The 19,625-nt window shown below is 53.0% G+C and carries 20 protein-coding genes; 10 read left to right on the top strand and 10 right to left on the bottom strand.

The genetic code is table 11. The annotated features are described in order from the left end of the window. Nucleotides 1–28 precede the first annotated feature (28 nt). Genes CLV80_RS14100 through CLV80_RS14090 form a run of 3 tightly spaced genes read left to right on the top strand, consistent with a single transcriptional unit; the run spans nt 29 to nt 2,477 of the window. Complete coding sequence (locus CLV80_RS14100) at nt 29–970, top strand: bifunctional riboflavin kinase/FAD synthetase (RefSeq protein WP_106358573.1); 942 nt, start codon at nt 29–31, stop codon at nt 968–970. Beyond that, nucleotides 960–1,430: a YcgN family cysteine cluster protein gene (locus CLV80_RS14095; RefSeq protein ID WP_106358572.1), complete on the top strand. Its 471-nt coding sequence runs from the start codon at nt 960–962 to the stop codon at nt 1,428–1,430. Before CLV80_RS14100 ends, CLV80_RS14095 begins: the two co-directional genes overlap by 11 nt. Continuing rightward, nucleotides 1,431–2,477: a threonine aldolase family protein gene (locus CLV80_RS14090; protein WP_106358571.1), complete on the top strand. Its 1,047-nt coding sequence runs from the start codon at nt 1,431–1,433 to the stop codon at nt 2,475–2,477. Here CLV80_RS14090 and CLV80_RS14085 read toward each other — a convergent pair. Both CLV80_RS14085 and CLV80_RS14080 read right to left on the bottom strand, forming a co-directional pair. Then, entirely contained in the window at nt 2,458–3,231 is a 774-nt protein-coding gene (locus CLV80_RS14085) for an alpha/beta fold hydrolase (protein WP_106358570.1), read from the bottom strand. The genes CLV80_RS14090 and CLV80_RS14085 overlap by 20 nt on opposite strands. Beyond that, on the bottom strand, nt 3,232–3,828 hold the full coding sequence (locus tag CLV80_RS14080) for a 2-hydroxychromene-2-carboxylate isomerase (protein ID WP_106358569.1): 597 nt from the start codon (nt 3,826–3,828) through the stop codon (nt 3,232–3,234). Between the two features lie 116 nt (nt 3,829–3,944). On the opposite strand from CLV80_RS14080, the gene CLV80_RS14075 reads away from it, so the two are divergent. Further along, nucleotides 3,945–4,964, top strand: a complete 1,020-nt coding sequence (locus CLV80_RS14075; protein WP_106358568.1) for a ribose-phosphate pyrophosphokinase — start codon at nt 3,945–3,947, stop codon at nt 4,962–4,964. 38 nt (nt 4,965–5,002) lie between these two features. Here CLV80_RS14075 and CLV80_RS14070 read toward each other — a convergent pair whose 3' ends face one another. From CLV80_RS14070 to CLV80_RS14035, 8 genes are all read right to left on the bottom strand, one after another. Beyond that, the gene (locus CLV80_RS14070; protein WP_375342202.1) at nt 5,003–5,308 is read right to left on the bottom strand and encodes an H-type lectin domain-containing protein; all 306 of its coding nucleotides are present in this window, start codon (nt 5,306–5,308) and stop codon (nt 5,003–5,005) included. Between the two features lie 162 nt (nt 5,309–5,470). After that, complete coding sequence (locus CLV80_RS14065; protein ID WP_106358566.1) at nt 5,471–5,908, bottom strand: F0F1 ATP synthase subunit epsilon; 438 nt, start codon at nt 5,906–5,908, stop codon at nt 5,471–5,473. A 128-nt stretch (nt 5,909–6,036) separates the two neighbouring features. Continuing rightward, the gene (locus CLV80_RS14060) at nt 6,037–7,233 is read right to left on the bottom strand and encodes a glycosyltransferase family 87 protein (protein ID WP_106358565.1); all 1,197 of its coding nucleotides are present in this window, start codon (nt 7,231–7,233) and stop codon (nt 6,037–6,039) included. Between the two features lie 164 nt (nt 7,234–7,397). Then, nucleotides 7,398–8,822, bottom strand: a complete 1,425-nt coding sequence (gene atpD / locus CLV80_RS14055) for a F0F1 ATP synthase subunit beta (RefSeq protein ID WP_106358564.1) — start codon at nt 8,820–8,822, stop codon at nt 7,398–7,400. An 18-nt stretch (nt 8,823–8,840) separates the two neighbouring features. Continuing rightward, nucleotides 8,841–9,713, bottom strand: a complete 873-nt coding sequence (locus tag CLV80_RS14050; RefSeq protein WP_106358563.1) for a F0F1 ATP synthase subunit gamma — start codon at nt 9,711–9,713, stop codon at nt 8,841–8,843. Nucleotides 9,714–9,737: 24 nt separating this feature from the next. Continuing rightward, nucleotides 9,738–11,273, bottom strand: a complete 1,536-nt coding sequence (atpA, locus tag CLV80_RS14045; RefSeq protein WP_106358562.1) for a F0F1 ATP synthase subunit alpha — start codon at nt 11,271–11,273, stop codon at nt 9,738–9,740. Next, entirely contained in the window at nt 11,274–11,834 is a 561-nt protein-coding gene (locus CLV80_RS14040) for a F0F1 ATP synthase subunit delta (protein WP_207766590.1), read from the bottom strand. Between the two features lie 293 nt (nt 11,835–12,127). Further along, the gene (locus tag CLV80_RS14035) at nt 12,128–12,892 is read right to left on the bottom strand and encodes a DUF2793 domain-containing protein (protein WP_106358632.1); all 765 of its coding nucleotides are present in this window, start codon (nt 12,890–12,892) and stop codon (nt 12,128–12,130) included. Between the two features lie 159 nt (nt 12,893–13,051). Here CLV80_RS14035 and gmd point away from each other — a divergent pair, with 159 nt between their 5' ends. The 6 genes from gmd (at nt 13,052) to galE (ending at nt 19,591) form a co-directional block, all read left to right on the top strand. Beyond that, on the top strand, nt 13,052–14,173 hold the full coding sequence (gene gmd / locus CLV80_RS14030; RefSeq protein ID WP_106358560.1) for a GDP-mannose 4,6-dehydratase: 1,122 nt from the start codon (nt 13,052–13,054) through the stop codon (nt 14,171–14,173). A gap of 1 nt (nt 14,174) precedes the next feature. After that, nucleotides 14,175–15,143 (top strand): GDP-L-fucose synthase, encoded by a 969-nt coding sequence (fcl, locus tag CLV80_RS14025; RefSeq protein WP_106358559.1) that lies wholly within the window; start codon nt 14,175–14,177, stop codon nt 15,141–15,143. After that, complete coding sequence (locus CLV80_RS14020; protein WP_106358558.1) at nt 15,143–16,567, top strand: mannose-1-phosphate guanylyltransferase/mannose-6-phosphate isomerase; 1,425 nt, start codon at nt 15,143–15,145, stop codon at nt 16,565–16,567. Before fcl ends, CLV80_RS14020 begins: the two co-directional genes overlap by 1 nt. A 159-nt stretch (nt 16,568–16,726) precedes the next feature. Then, on the top strand, nt 16,727–17,008 hold the full coding sequence (locus CLV80_RS18490) for a hypothetical protein (RefSeq protein WP_165793389.1): 282 nt from the start codon (nt 16,727–16,729) through the stop codon (nt 17,006–17,008). Next, nucleotides 16,989–18,578 carry a M10 family metallopeptidase gene (locus CLV80_RS14015; protein WP_165793388.1) on the top strand — a complete coding sequence of 530 codons (1,590 nt, stop codon included), beginning with the start codon at nt 16,989–16,991 and terminating at the stop codon, nt 18,576–18,578. The genes CLV80_RS18490 and CLV80_RS14015 overlap by 20 nt, the downstream gene beginning before the upstream one ends. After that, nucleotides 18,578–19,591 carry a UDP-glucose 4-epimerase GalE gene (gene galE, locus CLV80_RS14010; RefSeq protein WP_106358556.1) on the top strand — a complete coding sequence of 338 codons (1,014 nt, stop codon included), beginning with the start codon at nt 18,578–18,580 and terminating at the stop codon, nt 19,589–19,591. Before CLV80_RS14015 ends, galE begins: the two co-directional genes overlap by 1 nt. Nucleotides 19,592–19,625 lie beyond the last annotated feature (34 nt).

Below are 19,625 nucleotides of genomic sequence, written 5' to 3'. Positions count from 1 at the left end.
CCCCCCGCAGGCCGCGCTACGCAAGGCCATGCGCATCATCCGAGATACCCTATTTATTGACCCTAGCGACCGCGGCGCGGCCGCGGCTATTGGCAACTTTGATGGGGTCCATGTCGGGCACCAATCCGTCATTGATCTTGCGCGGGCAGCGGCAAAGGCCGCGAATGCGCCATTGGGCGTCATGACGTTTGAACCCCATCCACGCACTTATTTTTCGCGCGATCCCAATCCGTTTCGGCTGATGAACGCAGAGGCGCGCGCGCACCGCCTAGAAAAGCTAGGCGTCGAAAAACTGTATGAGGTTCCGTTTAACGAAGCACTCGCAAATCTGACCCCGCGCGAATTCGCCCAATCTGTCATCACTGATCGGTTGGGCTTAAAGCACGTGGTTGTTGGCGCAGACTTTTGTTTTGGTAAAGGGCGCGCTGGCACGGTCGCTGACCTTCAGGCATTTGGCGAAGAAATGGGCTTTGGCGTGACTGTCGCACCGATCCTAACTGTTGACGCCGCCAACGTGTCCTCCACCGCGATCCGTCAGGCGCTGACCGATGGAAAACCGCGCGATGCCGCCGCGATGCTAGGTCACTGGCACCGGATCGAAGGCGAGGTCATTCGTGGCGACCAGCGTGGTCGCGACCTTGGCTTTCCGACGGCAAACATGTCGATCACCGGGCTGCACCCACCAAAATTTGGCGTCTATGCGGTGAAGGTCGACGTTCTGGATGGCCCGCATGCGGGTACATACGATGGCGCCGCATCCATTGGCGTGCGCCCCATGTTCAATGGCGAGGTTCCAAATTGCGAAAGCTTCCTTTTCGACTTTAAGGGTGACCTATACGGCGCGACCCTATCTGTCGCCTTGGTCGAGTACTTACGGCCAGAACTAAAGTTCGATGGGCTCGACGCGCTGATCGCTCAAATGGATGCTGACTGCGACACTGCCCGAAAGATTCTGCAAGATGTCGAATGAAATCACTCGCGCGGGTCTAGCGGACCGGTTTTGGGAAACCAAACCGATGGACAAGCTCAACAAACCCGAATGGGAAGCCTTGTGTGATGGCTGCGGCAAATGCTGCGTGAATAAGCTCGAGGACGAAGACACTGGCGTGGTTGTGATGACACGCGTCGCCTGCCGTCTGTTGGACGACGAAAGCTGTCTTTGCAGTAATTACCCTAACCGCCATCAATTCGTCCCTGAATGCATCGTTTTAACGCCCAAGACGATCCAAGAGACGATGTATTGGCTGCCCCAGACCTGCGCCTATCGCCTAATCTATGAAGGTCGCCCTTTGTACGACTGGCACCCGCTGATTACAGGCGATCCAGAATCGGTTCACCGTGCAGGCGTTTCCGTAAAGGGCATGACCGTACCTGAATTCGAGGTCGATGAAGACGACTGGGAAGATCACGTCATAGAGGAACCAACCTAGATGTTTTTCTCATCCGATAATGCCGGTCCTGCGCACCCAAAAGTCATCGAAGCCGTCATGGCTGCCAACACCGGCTATGCACCAGGCTATGGCGCGGACGCGATCATGGACACGGTACGCCAACAAGTACGAGATGTGTTCGAGGCCCCAGAAGCCGCCGTTTATCTGGTCATCAACGGCACCAGCGCAAACGCCCTACTGCTTGCTACGATGTCCCAGCCCTGGGATACGATTTTTTGTGCCGATGTCGCCCACATCCAAGAAGACGAATGCAACGCGCCAGAGTTCTATTCACAGGCTAAGCTAACGCTCGTCCCGACTGACGACGCGAAGATGTCGCCAGACGTGTTGCGCAGCAAAATTGAGGCAGAACAGAACCGCGGCGTCCATGGCCCGCAACGTGGGCCGCTGTCGATTACGCAAGTGACCGAAAAAGGCACGATCTACACGCTCGACGAAATCAAAGCTTTGACTGACATCGCCAGTGGCTTTGGCATGAAAACCCATATGGACGGCGCCCGGTTTGCAAATGCATTGGTCGCGCTGGATTGCAGCCCTGCGGAGATGACATGGAAGGCTGGCATCGACACCGTCAGCTTTGGTGGCACCAAGAACGGTGCGATGGGCGTAGAGGCCTGCGTGATCTTTGATCCTGACCTTGCATGGGAATTTGAACTGCGGCGCAAGCGCGGCGGCCACCTGCTGTCCAAGCATCGTTTTCTATCCGCGCAGATGCAGGCCTATCTAACCGATGGGCTATGGCTAGACACTGCGCGCGCGGCCAACGCTCGCTGTGCACAATTGGCCGAAGGGCTTCGCGGGCATAACGCGCTGACGCTCCAATACGACCCGCAGGCCAATATCATCTTTTTCGACATGCCGCGCAGCGAACACAAGCGCATGCTGGATGGCGGCGCATTCTATTATGTAATGAATGGCGATCCCAATGAGGGCGACCCAGACGCGCTGTTAACGGGCCGTCTGGTCACCGATTGGTCGATGACCGAAGACGGGGTTCAGCAGTTCATCAAGCTGCTGAACGGATGATTTCGGCAACCTGATCAGCATGGGTCATCGGCAGCATATGTCCTGCACCCGGCACCACATGATCAGTCGCGTTCGGTAATCGCGCAGCCAGCGTGGCGTGAATATCAGCCATGACAGCCTGCGACGCACCACCACGGATAAGTGTGACGGGTAGTTCCACTGCGCCTAGCCGCTGCTCTGATGTGATCCCAGCCGCGTCTTCCTCGATCTCAGCAGCACCTGCTACGACCAAATGAATGCGGTCTGTCAGGTACTGCCTACGCCGATCCGACATCGCATCCCACGGCATTCCACCCCAGATTTCATTGAACATCTTGGCGGCGGCGTCTTCCTCCCCACGCAACATCGCTGCGACAAACGGGCGAAACCCTTTTGCGAATTCCGTGTGAGCGTTAGTGCCCTTGGCCGCCACGAAATAGACGGGCTCTATCAAGGTTAGACGGCTTACCAATTCAGGGCGCTCTACAGCCAGCCGTAAGGCAGCAGTCGCACCAAAAGAATGGCCAATCACATGCGTCGGCCCATCACACAACTGGCCAGCAACATCGGTGGTCAGCCGTTGATAGTCGCTTGCCCCATCCCATTTGCCGCTTTGGCCATGACCGGGCAGATCAAACAAATTCGTCCGATAACCAAGCTGTTGGACCAGCGGCACCATTGCTTCGGATCGGCCAAGCGCACAATGCAAGACAAGCGCCGGAGATCCCTCTCCGACTGTATCGGCATGAATGTCATGCCCCATGATATTTTGCATTTAGCCGCGCCCAGCCAAATATGCATCGAGGTCATCAAGACGATCTTGGCCCCAGAATCTTTCGTCCGTGTCGGTAATAAAGAACGGCGCACCAAACGCACCACGTGCTACGGCCTCTTCCAAGTTCTTGGCGTAGGTATCGGCGCTGGTCAGCATGTGTTTGTCCGCAAGATCCGGTGCAAAATCTGCTTTGGTCAAACAGTCACGAATGACATCATCTTGGGAAATATCGCGATCTTCGGCCCAACAAGCCGCGCCAATCGCATGGACGAGCGCAGCAACGTCGCCACCTTCGTTTTGCGCCGCGATGATCGCATAGGACGATGGCGCAGGATTCGTTGGCCAAAACGCGGGCTTTGGTTTCAATGGCATGCCCGTCTGGGCAGTCTGACGGCGCAGTTCTTGTGCACGGTATTCCATACGGCTGGGGTGCCGATCTTTGGGCGCTGTGCCACCGGTCCGGGAAAACAGGCTCATGATATCAAGCGGCTTATAAGTGATGGTCGCGCCGTGCTTCGCCGCGATTTCGGCTGGGCGAGTCCCGCATAGGTAGCTAAACGGCGAAATGGTCGCAAAGAAATAGTCGATATGGGCCATTTTTAGTCTCCTAGAGTGCGCGAATTGTTTGCGTGACGGTAACCCTGTGTTAGTCGGTGTCAACGCCTCGAATCTGTCACGCCTCTGTTACTGCCTTCTGCCAAAGGACCCCACTGATGCCAACTATGACTGCGCCAAAGCTGATTTCTGGAAATTCAAATCAGCCTCTAGCCCAAGCAATATCTCGCCGGATGTCGATGCATCGCGGCATGGATGTCGGACTTGTCGATGCCCGTGTTGAACGGTTCAACGATGGCGAAATCTTTGTTGAAGTTTTCGAAAACGTCCGCGGTGAGGACATGTTCATCGTCCAGCCAACATCAAACCCCGCCAACGACAACCTGATGGAATTGCTGATTATTGCTGACGCGCTACGCCGTTCATCAGCGGCCCGCATTACCGCAGTGATCCCTTACTTTGGCTACGCGCGCCAAGATCGCCGTTCCAAGGCCCGCACACCGATCACGGCCAAGCTGGTCGCGAACATGCTGGTCGAAGCCGGCGTCGAACGTATCCTTACCCTGGATTTGCACGCAACGCAGATTCAGGGTTTTTTCGATATTCCTGTCGATAACCTTTATGCGTCCCCAATTTACGCACTGGACGCGATGCATAACTTCCGGTCTTGCATGGATGACGTCATGGTTGTGTCCCCTGATGTTGGTGGCGTGGCCCGTGCCCGCGATCTGGCGCAGCGCATTGGCGCCCCCCTATCCATCGTCGACAAACGCCGCGGTAAGCCCGGTGAAGTCGCTGAAATGACTGTTATCGGCGACGTAAAAGACCGGGTTTGTATCATCGTCGATGACATCGTTGATACAGCTGGTACGCTTTGCAAAGCCGCTGAAGTCCTTATGGATAACGGCGCGAAAGAGGTTCATTCATACATCACACATGGCGTTTTGTCTGGCCCGGCGGTCGAACGCATCACGAATTCAGCGATGAAAAGCCTAGTCATCACCGACACGATCGCCGCGACAGAGGCTGTTCAAGCCGCACCAAACATCCGTATCGTCCCGACTGCACCGATGTTCGCACAAGCGATCCTGAACACATGGAACGGCACATCTGTGTCATCATTGTTCGATCACAAGACGCTTGGCCCAATCTACGAAGGCCTATACGCCGCGAAATAAAGCATTCAGGGCGTCGATTCATTCGGCGCCCTTTCTCTCTAATAGAGCTCCCAGCCTTCGTCGTGAGGCAGCTCTCCGAACGACGTCCAAGCGATGCGCACGCGTGCCACTTGTGTGTCGGCCCAAGTCCGAAACACAATCTCAAACCCGTCTTTGGTGATATTCTCTGCCTGCACGTCAGCGCGGGTGTTCGTTGAATTCGATATGTCCCACATAGACATAGAAACTTGGACATGCGGCACAGCCCCGTAGGACGTGTTAAATTTGACTGTTGCACGACTTTGGCGCGGGCCTTCGCCGCGCCACATCGCGCCATCGTCTTCAAAATCGGAAAAAAGAACCACTTCTCCGTGGTCTATTCCAATTGTTCCACTGCTTAATCTGTGCATACTGTTCGCGAACTAGAAACTTACTTATGGTTGTATTTCACTTTTAAACACCAAACGCGACCCCACAATAGAAAAAGGCCCCGCACAGCGGGGCCAATGGCAATAATTTGCGCAACCTTAACCGAAGTTAGATTGGTTCGGATCCAACCCGATATGAGACCCGATTGCTACCATATCGGCAATCAGCTTAGCCGCGTCATCGACAGGACCAGGTTCGTTTTCGAACACTTCTTCATGCTTTTTGTACAGTTCTTTAGCGTCTGCGATCATTTGGTCGTAGACTTCTTGGGTCAATTCATCACGGTGCAGGGCCTGTTCAGCCAGCACAGAGATGCTTGTCGCGCTGATTTCAGCGAAACCACCAAGAACAACATATTCTTCAGTGGTGCCACCGTGTGTCACGCTCAAGATACCTGGGCGCAGTGTCGTAATGGTTGGTGCGTGGCCCGCCATCGCGGTCATGTCACCGTCGGCACCGGGGATTTGGACCTCGGTCGCCTCGACAGACGCCAAACGGCGCTCAGGAGATACTAGATCAAATTGTAGGTTCGCCATGTCGGCTCCTTGCAGGTTTTTTCAGCTTAGCTGTACCGGGCTGTCCGGACCTCAGCATTTGCCGCGTTCATACCATTCGTCACTGCCAAATGCTATCGCTTTACAAAGGAAACATTGACGACACTCGACTAATTAGTCTCTGCCAAAGGGTCAAGCGCCAACTGGCGCTCTTGATGTCGCAGCAGTCGCTGCTGCCAGAGCATACAGAGCAATAGTAATGGAAATAAGTGAACCGATAAGACCAATGCGATCACCGTGCCGATTACAGGCATCAACCACATGAACGCCCAAGCAAGTTCTGATGCTTTAGGCGACAAGCCAAAGAGTTTTTCTGGATCCCGAACATACATTGCCAACATGATATGAAAGACTACTAGGTCGTATAGAAAGTAATATGGAAGAACTGAAAATGTCGTAAGTGTGAACCAAGTTAGCCAACTGCGAACACATACATCTCGCAACGGTAACGCTCTAATAGACAGTAATACAGCAACAAGAGCGTAAGCTGCGTGTAGCAAATATGCGTCACCAGTTCCAAAATTAAACATTCGGCCCTGCATAAAACCTGTTGGAACTAAAAGATTAATAGCCCCTCGCCAATTTTCAAGAACAAGTCGTTGCTGCTCAGCTGTAATCGAAAAAAACATATTCCATGGTTCGGTGCCCCAAACCAATACTGTCGCAAAAACGAGCAAACCGAAGGCGATCGCACCGCAACCAATCAACCGCCACTCGTGCCGGACAATTAACATCGGAATTGCAACAATACCCAAATGTGGCTTAAATGTCAGGAGCGCCCAGCTAACACCCGAACGCACCACACTGCGCTGACTGTAACAAAATGCAAAACATAATAATGACGCGGTTATGAAACCATTTTGCCCTGCGATGATATTCAACAAACCGGCCGGCGATAGAACAATAAATAGCACCCACTTTCCATCAAGTTCCAAGGCACGCACAGCAACAGCGATCAAAGCAACCCCGACGATATACCATCCCAGCAACGCCAGCATGTAGGGCAATTTAGCCACTACGATAGCTACCCAAAACACTGTAGGAGGGTATGACCAATTATGAGCACTGTAGTCATCACCATATCGCTCGGTGATAACCTCCATATATGCATTCTGAGAAAACAAGACGCCCACCTTATCTTCCGCGAGCAGTCCCCCTGCTGTGTATAGATTTAAAAAATCCCGTCCGAGTACTAGCCCCGCAAAATCGCGACCATTCTCAGCACTGATAAAATAGGTCAACCCGATACTTATCATTAAAGCGACCGATGCCCACGAAAACCACGTAAGTCGTTTTAAAGAGGTCATAACAGTTCCTGAAATTTTTTAGTTTTAAGTGTCGACGACATGGTCATAGCTAGCTCACGAACTTCAAGAATAACGCCAACGAAACGAAATAAACATCTACCAGTATGACAGAACGCAAAAAGGGGCGCAGATGCGCCCCTTTTTCTAATTCCTAACCGCAACAATTAAGCTGCGGCTGCAGCCATTTTTTCGGCTTTCGCTTTCACTTCGTCGATGCCGCCTACCATGTAGAATGCACCTTCTGGAAGGTGATCGTATTCGCCAGCGACAACGGCCTTAAAGGACGCGATTGTGTCTTCCAGCGGAACCTGAACACCTGGTGAACCAGTAAATACTTCAGCAACGTCAAACGGCTGCGACAGGAAGCGTTCGATTTTCCGTGCACGTGAAACGGTCAGTTTGTCTTCTTCTGACAGTTCGTCCATGCCCAAAATCGCGATGATATCCTGAAGCGACTTGTAGCGCTGAAGCATCTGCTGAACGTCAGCAGCAACTGCATAGTGCTCTTCACCAACGATTGCTGGGTCCAGCAGACGTGATGTTGAATCGAGCGGGTCAACCGCAGGGTAGATACCCTTTTCAGAGATCGCACGGTTCAGAACGGTTGTCGCATCAAGGTGCGCAAACGATGTTGCCGGTGCAGGGTCGGTAAGGTCATCCGCAGGTACGTAGATAGCCTGAACAGAAGTAATCGAACCGTTTTTGGTCGACGTAATACGTTCCTGCATCGCACCCATGTCGGTTGCCAGTGTTGGCTGGTAGCCCACAGCAGAAGGAATACGACCCAGAAGCGCGGACACCTCGGAACCAGCTTGTGTAAAGCGGAAGATGTTATCCACGAAGAACAGAACGTCTGTACCGGACTGGTCGCGGAACGCTTCGGCCATTGTCAAACCAGACAGCGCAACACGCATACGCGCACCGGGAGGCTCGTTCATCTGACCGTAAACCAGAGCCACTTTGGACTTGGTCAGGTCTTCCATGTTGATAACGTTGGATTCGATGAATTCGTAGTAAAGGTCGTTACCTTCACGTGTACGCTCACCAACACCCGCGAATACAGAGTAGCCAGAGTGCACTTTAGCGATGTTGTTGATCAGCTCTTGGATAAGAACTGTCTTACCAACACCCGCACCACCGAACAGACCAATTTTACCACCCTTCGCGTAAGGCGCGAGAAGGTCGATAACTTTGATGCCTGTTACCAGAACTTCGGACGCAGTGGACTGCTGTTCGAAAGCTGGCGCGTCAGCGTGGATGGAACGGCGATCTTTTTCACCGATTGGGCCACGTTCGTCGATTGGTTCACCGATCACGTTCATGATCCGGCCCAGTGTGGCGTCGCCAACTGGAACTGTGATTGTTGTGCCTTCGTCGGTCACTTCTTGACCGCGAACCAGACCTTCAGTGGAGTCCATAGCAATAGTACGAACTGTGTTTTCACCAAGGTGCTGAGCAACTTCGAGTGTCAGTTGCTTGCCGTTGTTGTCAGTGGTTAGGGCGTTCAAGATCTCTGGCAGGTGGTCACCGAACTGCACGTCAACGACGGCGCCGATGATCTGCGTGATCTTACCTTTAGCGTTTGCCATAATGGTTTTCTCCGGGGTCTAGAGCGCTTCCGCGCCCGAAATAATTTCAATCAGCTCGTTGGTGATCACAGCCTGACGCGAGCGGTTAAACTCGATTGTCAGTTGGTCGATCATGTCGCCAGCGTTGCGTGTTGCGTTGTCCATTGCAGACATCCGTGCGCCCTGCTCAGAGGCCGCGTTTTCCAGCAGAGCGCTGAAAATTGCTGTTGCAACACCGCGCGGCAACAAGTCAGCAAGAATTTCTTCTTCGCTTGGCTCGTAGTCGTAAAGTGCAGCTTCAGCATCTTCAGCCACATCAAAGCTGGCTGGGATGATTTGCTGTGCAGTCGGGTGCTGAGTAACAACGTTTTCAAAGCGCGCATAAAAGATAGTCGCGACATCGAATTCGTTATCATCAAAGCGGGACAGCACGTCCTTTGCAATGTTTTGCGCATCGACATAGCCGAGACGTTTGACGCCACTCATGTCGACGTGATCGACAAAGTATTCGCCCAACTCGCGTTTGATCGCGTCGCGGCCTTTTTTACCAACAGTGATGATTTTCACTGTCTTGCCTTCAGCGATCAGCTTTTGCGCATGTGTTTTGGCTAGCTTGGCAATGTTGCCGTTGAAGCCGCCACACAAACCACGTTCAGCCGTCATGACGACCAGAAGCTGTACCTGATCGCTGCCCGTACCGGACAGCAATTTAGGTGCACTTTCTGAACCGCCAACCGAAGCAGCAAGCCCGCCCATCACAGCGTTGAAACGCTCTGTGTAGGGGCGTGATGCCTCGGCTGCGTCTTGGGCGCGGCGCAGTTTTGCCGCCGCGACCATTTGCATGGCCTTCGTGATCTTACGGGTCGATTTGACCGACGCGATCCGATTTTTAAGGTCCTTAAGATTAGGCACGTGTTCGTCTCCTTATCTTACGGTTTAAGCGAAATCGGCAGCGAATGTGTCCAAAGCAGCTTTGATCTTGGCTTCAGCGTCGCCTTTGATCTTTGGATCTTCTTTGGTGATCATTTCAAGCACATCAGCTGCGTTTGTACGCAGGTGCTTAAGAAGACCAGCCTCGAAACGGCCAACGTCTTTGACGCCAACTTTATCCAAGTAGCCTTTGGTACCAGCGTAGATCACGCAAACGATCTCAGCGTTGGTCAGTGGCGAATACTGTGGCTGTTTCATCAGCTCGGTCAGACGGGCACCACGGTTCAGCAACTGCTGTGTCGCGGCATCAAGATCGGAACCAAACTGCGCAAACGCAGCCATTTCACGGTACTGAGCAAGCTCAAGTTTAACTGGACCAGCAACAGATTTCATAGAGTTCGTCTGCGCAGCAGAACCAACACGAGAAACTGAAAGACCAGTGTTCACCGCAGGGCGGATACCTTGGTAGAACAGTTCTGTTTCCAAGAAGATCTGACCATCAGTGATCGAGATCACGTTGGTTGGAATAAACGCAGAAACGTCACCACCTTGGGTTTCGATGATTGGCAGAGCAGTCAAAGAACCAGAACCGTTGTCTTCGTTCAGCTTACAAGAACGCTCGAGCAGACGGGAGTGGAGGTAGAAAACGTCACCTGGGTAAGCTTCACGTCCTGGTGGACGGCGCAGAAGCAGGGACATTTGACGGTAAGACACAGCTTGCTTGGACAAGTCATCATAGATGATCAGCGCGTGACGGCCAGCGTCGCGGAAGTGCTCTGCCATTGCAGTCGCAGCGTATGGTGCAAGGAACTGCATCGGCGCAGGATCAGAAGCTGTCGCAGCAACAACGATTGAATATTCAATCGCGCCAGACTCTTCGAGCTTTTTAACCAGCTGAGCAACTGTCGAGCGCTTTTGACCAATAGCAACGTACACACAGTACAGCTTGTCTGAATCGCTTGCAGCAGCGTCGTTGTAAGACTTTTGGTTCAGGATCGTATCAAGTGCGATCGCTGTTTTACCTGTCTGACGGTCACCAATGATCAATTCGCGCTGGCCACGGCCAACTGGGATCATGGAGTCAACAGATTTCAGACCAGTCGCCATCGGTTCGTGAACCGATTTACGTGGGATGATGCCCGGTGCTTTGGAATCAGCAACTGCGCGCTTTTTCGTTTTGATTGGACCTTTGCCGTCCAATGGGTTGCCAAGACCGTCAACAACGCGGCCCAGCAGTTCGTCACCAACGGGCACGTCCACGATGGACTTGGTGCGCTTAACGGTGTCGCCTTCTTTAATGTCACGGTCGGAACCGAAGATAACAACACCAACGTTGTCAGATTCAAGGTTCAAGGCCATCCCGCGGATACCACCGGGGAATTCAACCATTTCACCGGCTTGAACGTTATCAAGGCCGTAAACGCGGGCGATACCATCACCAACGCTTAGTACCCGGCCAACTTCGGCCACTTCGGCTTCCTGACCGAAGTTTTTGATCTGGTCCTTAAGGATCGCAGAGATTTCAGACGCTTGGATCGCCATTTATCCGACCTCTTTCATAGTGTTCTGGAGTGCGTTGAGCTTGGAGGCGATCGACGTATCGATCATCTTAGAGCCCACTTTTACAATAAGACCGCCAATGATTGACTCATCGACGGTTTCTTTGATGGTGACAGATTTGCCCACTTGGGCAGTGAGTGTTTTGGCTAGCTTATCAGCTTGCGCTTTTGTCAGCTTTTTCGCTGCTGTGACTTCTGCAGTCACTTCGCCGCGCTCTTCAGCCAACATGTCTTGCAGCACTTTCAGCAACTGCGGCAACACAAACAAACGACGCTTGCTCGCGAGCAGAGACATCACGTTGCTTGTTGTCGCAGACAATTTCATTTTCTTCGCAACAGCACCAACTGCTGCACCCTGCTGTTCGCGGCTATACAGCGGCGATGTCAGCAACGTGCGCAAATCGGCGCTGTCGGAGATTGCAGTTTCCAAAGCAGCTACGTCAGTTTCTAGCGCTTTGATGGCCTTGCCTTCTTTGGCAAGGTCAAACACTGCGGTCGCATAACGCGATGCAATGCTTGTGGAGATACCAGCAGTTTCGGACACGTCCACCCTTCCGATGTCTTAGGCCCAGATCACCGTCCAACAGCGGACAGCAAACAGGCAACTTGTTTGGCCCCCGTGGATCACGAAAGCGTCAAAATCCTGCGCGATGTAGCAGAGCAACTATGTTGTCGCAAGCACCCTGCACGGTTAATCCACAGCATATCAGACCCTATATGCATTTGTGTCACCATTTTTCTGCATACAATCAGCGTACTTCGATTTTGGCACGGCAAAGAAAAAGGGCGCGGCCAATTATGGCCACGCCCTCGAATCTTACTTTTGTGTCGATGACCTTAGAAAAGGTCGTGCCAAACGGTCCCGTCATAACAGCGCAATTTCAGCGCTGAAGAATCGAAATAGATGTCACCAGTTTCGGGATTTGCGGGCGCCGCACCCGGCGTCACATGCAGCAATTGGTTGATACGCACGCGTCCATCAGCGCTATCGATCACGATGGCCGATGCCCAGCTTGTCCCGTCTGCACTGACTTTAATGCTGAAATCATCGCTGCCAGACAGTCCCATCTCGGCCCGGCCAGACCAACCACTTTGGTAGAGCAGTGAAGCCGTATCGCTGCCCCCCGCTTTGTTGATTTTCACCTGATGCCCAGCCCCCGCGTTATTAAGCAATGTTGCATCGCTCGACACGACCAATCGGTTGGTAGTGTCAGCGGTCGCATTCACCCCAACCATCGGTAAATTCTGGGTTTCAGCAGCCGCGCCCTTGGTCACCCACTGACCACCATTCAACACCTGCAATTCACCGATATCGCGGACCCATGCCAGCCAGCCATCGCGAGGCGCGACAAATAGCCACCCCCCACCCCGCCACGTTGCAATCAGGCCATCCTGCCCTACCCAGTCGCCCGTCGTACCGACGCCCAGCGCCCAAGCTTGGCCTTCGGTTGGAGCCGATGGCGGTGCAATCGCCATGCTTGATTCCAAGGTGAACTGCACCATCATATCAAGAAGCTCGATCGCTTCGTTATGGGTAACGTGTTTTTGCGCCTGTGCAGGCATGATGAACGGCAAAGACAGATTTGGAGTTTGATCGGACATGGAAACAATCGCGCCTTTCGGGAAATGTGAAATCCAGCGCAGTATTGCGGCCACAGCGTAAATGATCCCTAAACCCACCGTACGACGGTTAACGCGTCGTTAAGACCTCTCCGGCACCAACGTAGTTAACGAATCGCTACGCGGCATCGGAGGCTATTAATGGTTAAACGTGCGTTGATTACCGGGATCACCGGCCAAGACGGGTCGTATCTGGCCGAACTACTACTTGAAAAAGGGTACGAGGTGCACGGGATCAAGCGGCGCGCGTCGCAGTTCAACACCGCCCGCGTCGATCACATTTACCAAGACCCACAAACAGACGACGCACGGTTCATCCTGCATTATGGTGATCTAACCGACAGTTCGAACCTTACCCGCATCATCGCACAGGTGCAGCCGGACGAGGTTTATAACCTTGGCGCACAATCCCACGTCGCCGTTAGCTTTGAAGCTCCGGAATACACCGCTGATGTGGACGCAATGGGTACGCTCCGGCTTCTCGAAGCAATCCGTTTTCTTGGGCTAGAAAAGAAGACGCGGTTCTATCAGGCATCGACATCTGAACTATATGGCCAAGTGCGCGAAAGCCCCCAAACGGAACAGACCGAGTTCCATCCACGCAGCCCCTACGGCGTTGCAAAGATGTTCGCCTACTGGACCTGCGTGAATTACCGCGAGGCTTATGGGATGTTTGCCTGCAACGGGATCTTGTTTAACCACGAAAGCCCCCGCCGCGGCGAAACCTTTGTGACCCGCAAGATCACACGCGGGCTGGCCAATGTCGCGATGGGTCTTCAGGACTGCCTTTACATGGGCAACATCGACGCCCAGCGCGATTGGGGCCACGCCAAAGATTATGTACGTGCGCAGTGGATGATGCTGCAACAAGACACCCCAGAGGATTACGTGATCGCCACCGGCATCCAGCATTCTGTCCGCGACTTTATCTGTTGGAGCGCGGCAGAGTTGGGACTGCAATTAGCATTTAAAGGGCAAGGCATCCACGAAACGGCGACCGTGACAGCCGTAACTAGCGACTGCGCCGCATCGGTCAAACCCGGTGACGTGATCATGCGAATCGACCCACGCTATTTCCGGCCCGCCGAAGTGGACACATTGCTAGGCGATCCAACAAAAGCGCAAGCGCAGCTTGGTTGGTCGCCCGAAATCACAGCGCAACAGATGTGCGCTGAAATGGTGGCCGAAGACCTACAAACAGCACGACGTCACGCGCTGCTACAGGAACACGGGCTTAGCCTACCCATGACGGTCGAGGCATAACATGCGTATTTATGTAGCCGGTCACACTGGCATGGTCGGAAGCGCAATTGTCCGGCAGCTACAAAAGGAAGCTAAGCACGAGGTCATCACCGCCACCCGTGCACAAGTAGACCTAACCGACCAAAGTACCGTGCGTCAGTTTCTACAACGTGAACGCCCAGATGCCGTGATCCTTGCAGCCGCACGTGTTGGCGGGATCATGGCAAACGGCACCTATCCCGCACAGTTTATCTACGAAAACATGATGATTGCGGCAAATGTGATTCACCAGTCCCACGCAGCGGGAATCGACAAACTACTATTCCTTGGGTCGTCATGCATTTACCCGCGCGAAGCTGCCCAACCGATAACAGAAGCCGCATTGTTAACTGGTCCGCTCGAACCCACGAACGAACCCTACGCGATTGCGAAAATCGCCGGGATCAAGCTGTGCGAAAGCTATAACCGGCAGTACGGCACAGACTACCGGTCCATCATGCCAACAAACCTATATGGCCCAGGCGACAACTTTCATCCCCAAAACGCACATGTCTTGCCCGCATTGATCACCCGTTTTCATGCTGCAGTTCAGAACAATAATGACAGCGTAACCATCTGGGGAACCGGCACCCCAAAACGAGAATTCCTGCACGTGGACGACATGGCAGAGGCTGCTCTGTTTGTGATGAATTTAGAGCAACACGCATACGCCAACGCCACGCTACCAATGCAAAGCCACATCAACGTCGGAACAGGCCAAGACATAACAATTGGTGCCTTAGCCCAAATGATCAAACATGCGGCGGGATTTTCAGGAAAGATCATATTTGACACCACCAAACCCGATGGGACGATGCGCAAGTTGCTTGATACAGACCAATTGGCCCATCTTGGATGGAAACCACAAATCAACCTGCGTGATGGGCTCAGCTCAACATACGACTGGTATGTTGAGCAAACAAAGTCGGGCGCGCCCCAAAGGTGCGTATAATGGAATCACAAACAATTACTCCGGTCATCTTATGCGGCGGCTCAGGCACACGACTGTGGCCACTTTCCCGTAAAAGCTATCCGAAACAGTTTGCACCTTTGATTGGTGCAACGAGTCTGTTCCAAGCCAGCGTAAAAAGGCTAAGCGGAGCACGCTATGCTGCGCCCGTCGTCGTAACGGGCGATAGCTTTCGCTTCACTGTCGTCCAGCAATTAGACGAAATCAGTGTCGACCCGGGCGCAGTTCTGATCGAGCCAACAGGGAAAGACACAGGACCTGCCATTTTAGCCGCTGCGCTGCACATTGCCGAAACCAACCCCAAAGGGCTCATGCTTGTTGCACCATCAGATCACGTTATCCCTGACGACGATGCATTTGCGAACGCCATCGCATCAGCTGTCCCCGCCGCAGAAGCGGGCGACCTTGTTACGTTCGGGATTAAACCCGATCGACCCGAAACAGGGTACGGCTATCTTGAATTAGAGCACCGCCCCGGAAATACCCAAGAACCACGCCCCCTTAAATCTTTTGTAGAAAAACCAAACGCAACCGATGCTGCCACGATGATGGCAGAGGGTTGCTATCTTTGGAACGCAGGCATCTTTTTGTTTTCGGTCCAGACGATCCTGGACACATATCGCGCAAATGCGCCCGACATGTATGCCGCGGTAAATACTGCCGTGAATGAGGCTAAGCCTGACCTTGGTTTTCTCCGCCTCGCCCCCGAACCATGGGCCGCCGCGCCAAGCATCTCGATCGACTATGCCGTGATGGAAAAGGCCAGCAACCTCTCTGTCGTCCCCTATGGTGGGCGTTGGTCCGACCTTGGCGATTGGGCAGCCGTTTGGCGTGAAACCGAAACCAAAGGGTTGTCACTATCTGGCGCAGCCACCGCCATTGATTGTGAAAACACATTGCTACGGTCCGAAGTCGAAGGCCAAGCCATCGTCGCGATTGGGCTAGACGATATTGTCGCAGTTGCAATGCCTGACGCTGTGCTGGTGTCTCACAAAAGCCGAACGCAAGATGTGAAAAGCGCCGTCAGAATTTTGAAAAAGAACCATGCGCCGCAAGCTGAGCACTTTCCAAAGGATCATAGGCCATGGGGGTGGTTTGAAAGCCTTGCGATGGGGGAGCGGTTTCAAGTTAAACGGATCGTCGTAAACCCCGGTGCATCGCTGTCATTGCAATCCCATCATCACAGGTCAGAACATTGGATTGTCGTTCAGGGAACTGCCAAAGTTTCCGTAAACGAAAGTATTCGTTTGGTGTCCGAGAATCAGTCAATCTACGTACCGCTTGGCGCACAACATCGCCTTGAAAACCCCGGCAAATTGCACATGGTTTTGATCGAGGTGCAAACTGGGGGGTATCTTGGCGAAGACGATATTATTCGTCACGAAGATGTTTATGCAAGAACCTGATCCGCGATAAACCGCTATATTTAATAGCAAAGTTTGACAGTGTGCTTCTGCTTGTAGAAAGTGCGTCAACGAATATGTGCTGCGCACTGAATTTCGCCATATTTTCAGGCGAAATTCAGTGCGCATATGCCCAAGTACTTGCGTAAAAGAGATTACCGAATGCCTGACCTTCCCAACAACAACACCACAACCGCCACACTCAGCGTTGGGGGGACTTACTCAGACACGCTCGAAACCTCCGGTGACCGAGACTGGATCAGGATTGACCTAGATCCTGGAGAATATGTTCAACTATCGTTGACCGGGGTTTCTTTAGCTGACCCTTATCTTCGTGTTTATGACTCAACGAGCCGCCTCATCGCACAAGACGATGACAGCGGCGGCAACTATAATTCACAGACGACAATCGGGGATGAGACAGGTGGTACATTCTATTATTGAAGCAGCAGCGTATGATGACAACGGCTCAGGCACATATCGACTTGGTGCGACTGCAGTAACTGCGCCAACACCAGTCGACACACTTGATGGTGGAACACAGCGCACCGACACCGACGAGCCTATCACGGTTTACTTTGTTACCAACGGCGACGAACGCGATGGCATCACATCTGAAGGTTGGTCCGCCTACGAACGTTCGCAGTTTATGTCCGCACTCGCATCCATTTCTGCCGTTACGGATGTCACGTTTGTAGAATCCACTGATGCAAACGCTGACTTCCAAGTCGTTCTCGACTCAAATGAACTGAATAATGATGGCTTGCTTGGATATTTCTATTACCCGAGCGGCTCTTCGTCCAGCATCGGCGTATTTAATGCCAGCGGATTTGGATGGGATACGAACGGCCTGCAAGCTGGGGGACTGGGTTTTTCCACGATAGTACACGAAGCACTTCATGGAATGGGCCTTGCTCACCCCCATGACGGGTCTTCGATCTTAAGCGGTTTAGATCCCAGCGCCTCAGATTTTCCTTTTGGGGATTATGGCGATTACGACCTAAACCAAGCCGTCTATACAATAATGTCCTATAACGGTGGTTATAACGAAGCCCCATCGAGCAGTTTTTCATACGGTGACGCCGCTGGACCGATGGCCTTGGATATCGCTGCACTTCAAGAAATATATGGTGCCAACACGACCTATGCCAGTGGCGACAGTTTTTACGAATTACCCGACAGCAACAGTGCCAACAGTGGCACAGGCTGGCTGGCTATTTGGGACACTGGCGGAGACGATACGATCGGCTACACCGGGAACCTCGATGTAAACATCGACCTTCGCCCTGCAACGCTACAATACGAAGTAGGCGGCGGCGGCTTTATTTCAGCTGCTAACGGAATTTCCGGCGGTTACACAATTGCCAATGGCGTCGTGATTGAAAACGCAAGCAGTGGATCTGGAAACGACACGCTGACCGGCAACGACAGTGCCAATACCTTATCCGGGAACGGCGGTGATGATCATTTAGTCGGCGGAACCGGCAGCGATACACTTTATGGGAACTCTGGCAGCGATACGGTTGAAACCGAGAGTGGAACGAACACCATTTATGGCGGAAGTGGTTATGATACGCTGAACGGCGGTTCAGGTGCAGATGCGATATTTGGCGGCAGCGGGAACGACACGATCAACGGCAATTTCGGCAGCGATGACCTATCCGGCGGACGTGGCAACGACGCCATAAGCGGCGGCGATGGGGCAGATCGAATCTTAGGTGGTATGGGCCAAGATACCATGACGGGTGGTGCTGGCGCGGATACATTTATCTTTGCCGCAGCTAGTGACAGTTGGGCAGATCACGCTGACACAATTACTGACTTTCAGGTCGGCATTGATTTCATCGATGTTTCTGGATTCGGTACAGATTTTACGTTACCCAGCACATTAGTCGTAACCGACAACGGTTTTGACACCACAATTGAAATTGACCGCGACCTTGATGGCACAGCCGAGATAGCGATTCTTGTCACTGGGGTAACGGGTCTGAGTACGGATGATTTTATTCTCTAATGCGTGTGCTTGTAACAGGTGGCGCCGGGTATATCGGCAGTCACACTCTTCTTGAACTCATGGCCCAAGGCCACGATGTCTGTGTACTCGATAACTACTCTAACGCCACACCCGAAGTTCTTAACCGTGTGCGCGGGTTATCGAACGGAAATGTCGCGGATTTCACAGGCGATGTTCGTGATCCAGCGATCCTAGACCGCGTGATGCAAGAATTCCGTCCCGAAGCAGTGATTCACTTTGCTGGGCTCAAAGCTGTCGGTGAGAGTGAAGAAAAACCGCTGTTGTATTACGATGTAAACGTCGGCGGAACACTCGCGCTCCTTCATGCGATGGATCGAATCGACTGTAAGAACATCATTTTCTCATCGTCCGCCACGGTATACGGTGAACCGGTCTACCTCCCCTATGACGAAGCCCATCCAACAGCCCCAATGTCGGTGTACGGTCAGTCAAAGTTGATGGCCGAGAACATTCTAACCAATTGGGCTAAAGCCACCGCAGGTACGTCAGCAGTGTTGCTGCGCTATTTTAACCCAGTTGGCGCGCACCATTCTGCGAAAATTGGTGAAGACCCAAAAGACATTCCAAACAACCTAATGCCATTCATCGCGCAAGTCGCCGTGGGCAAGCGGGACGCGTTGACCGTATTTGGTAACGACTACGACACACCCGACGGCACAGGTTTGCGCGACTATATTCATGTTGTCGATTTGGCCCGCGCGCATGTTGCTGCGATAAATTACGCTGAAAAGTCCACCGGCGCACGACCATTTAACATCGGCACAGGCCAAAGCTATAGCGTCCGCGACATGATCGCAGCATTTGAACGCGCATGCGGGAACCCAATCCCCACAAAACAAGCGGCGCGACGGGCGGGCGACATCGCTGCGATGCAGGCCGACGCATCACGCGCAGCCGCAGAACTTGGCTGGAGCGCAGCACATGGCCTGGATGACATGACGGCAAGCACTTGGGCATGGCAATCGGCCAATCCAAACGGATATGACAACTAAAGAATAAGCTTCCCGCACGTTACTGCACGGGAAG

The sequence above is a fragment of the Yoonia maritima genome (assembly GCF_003003285.1).
Classification (GTDB): Bacteria; Pseudomonadota; Alphaproteobacteria; order Rhodobacterales; family Rhodobacteraceae; genus Yoonia; species Yoonia maritima.
The sequence above is the reverse complement of the archived record's forward strand: the minus strand, read 5'-3'. Positions and strand labels throughout refer to the sequence as shown.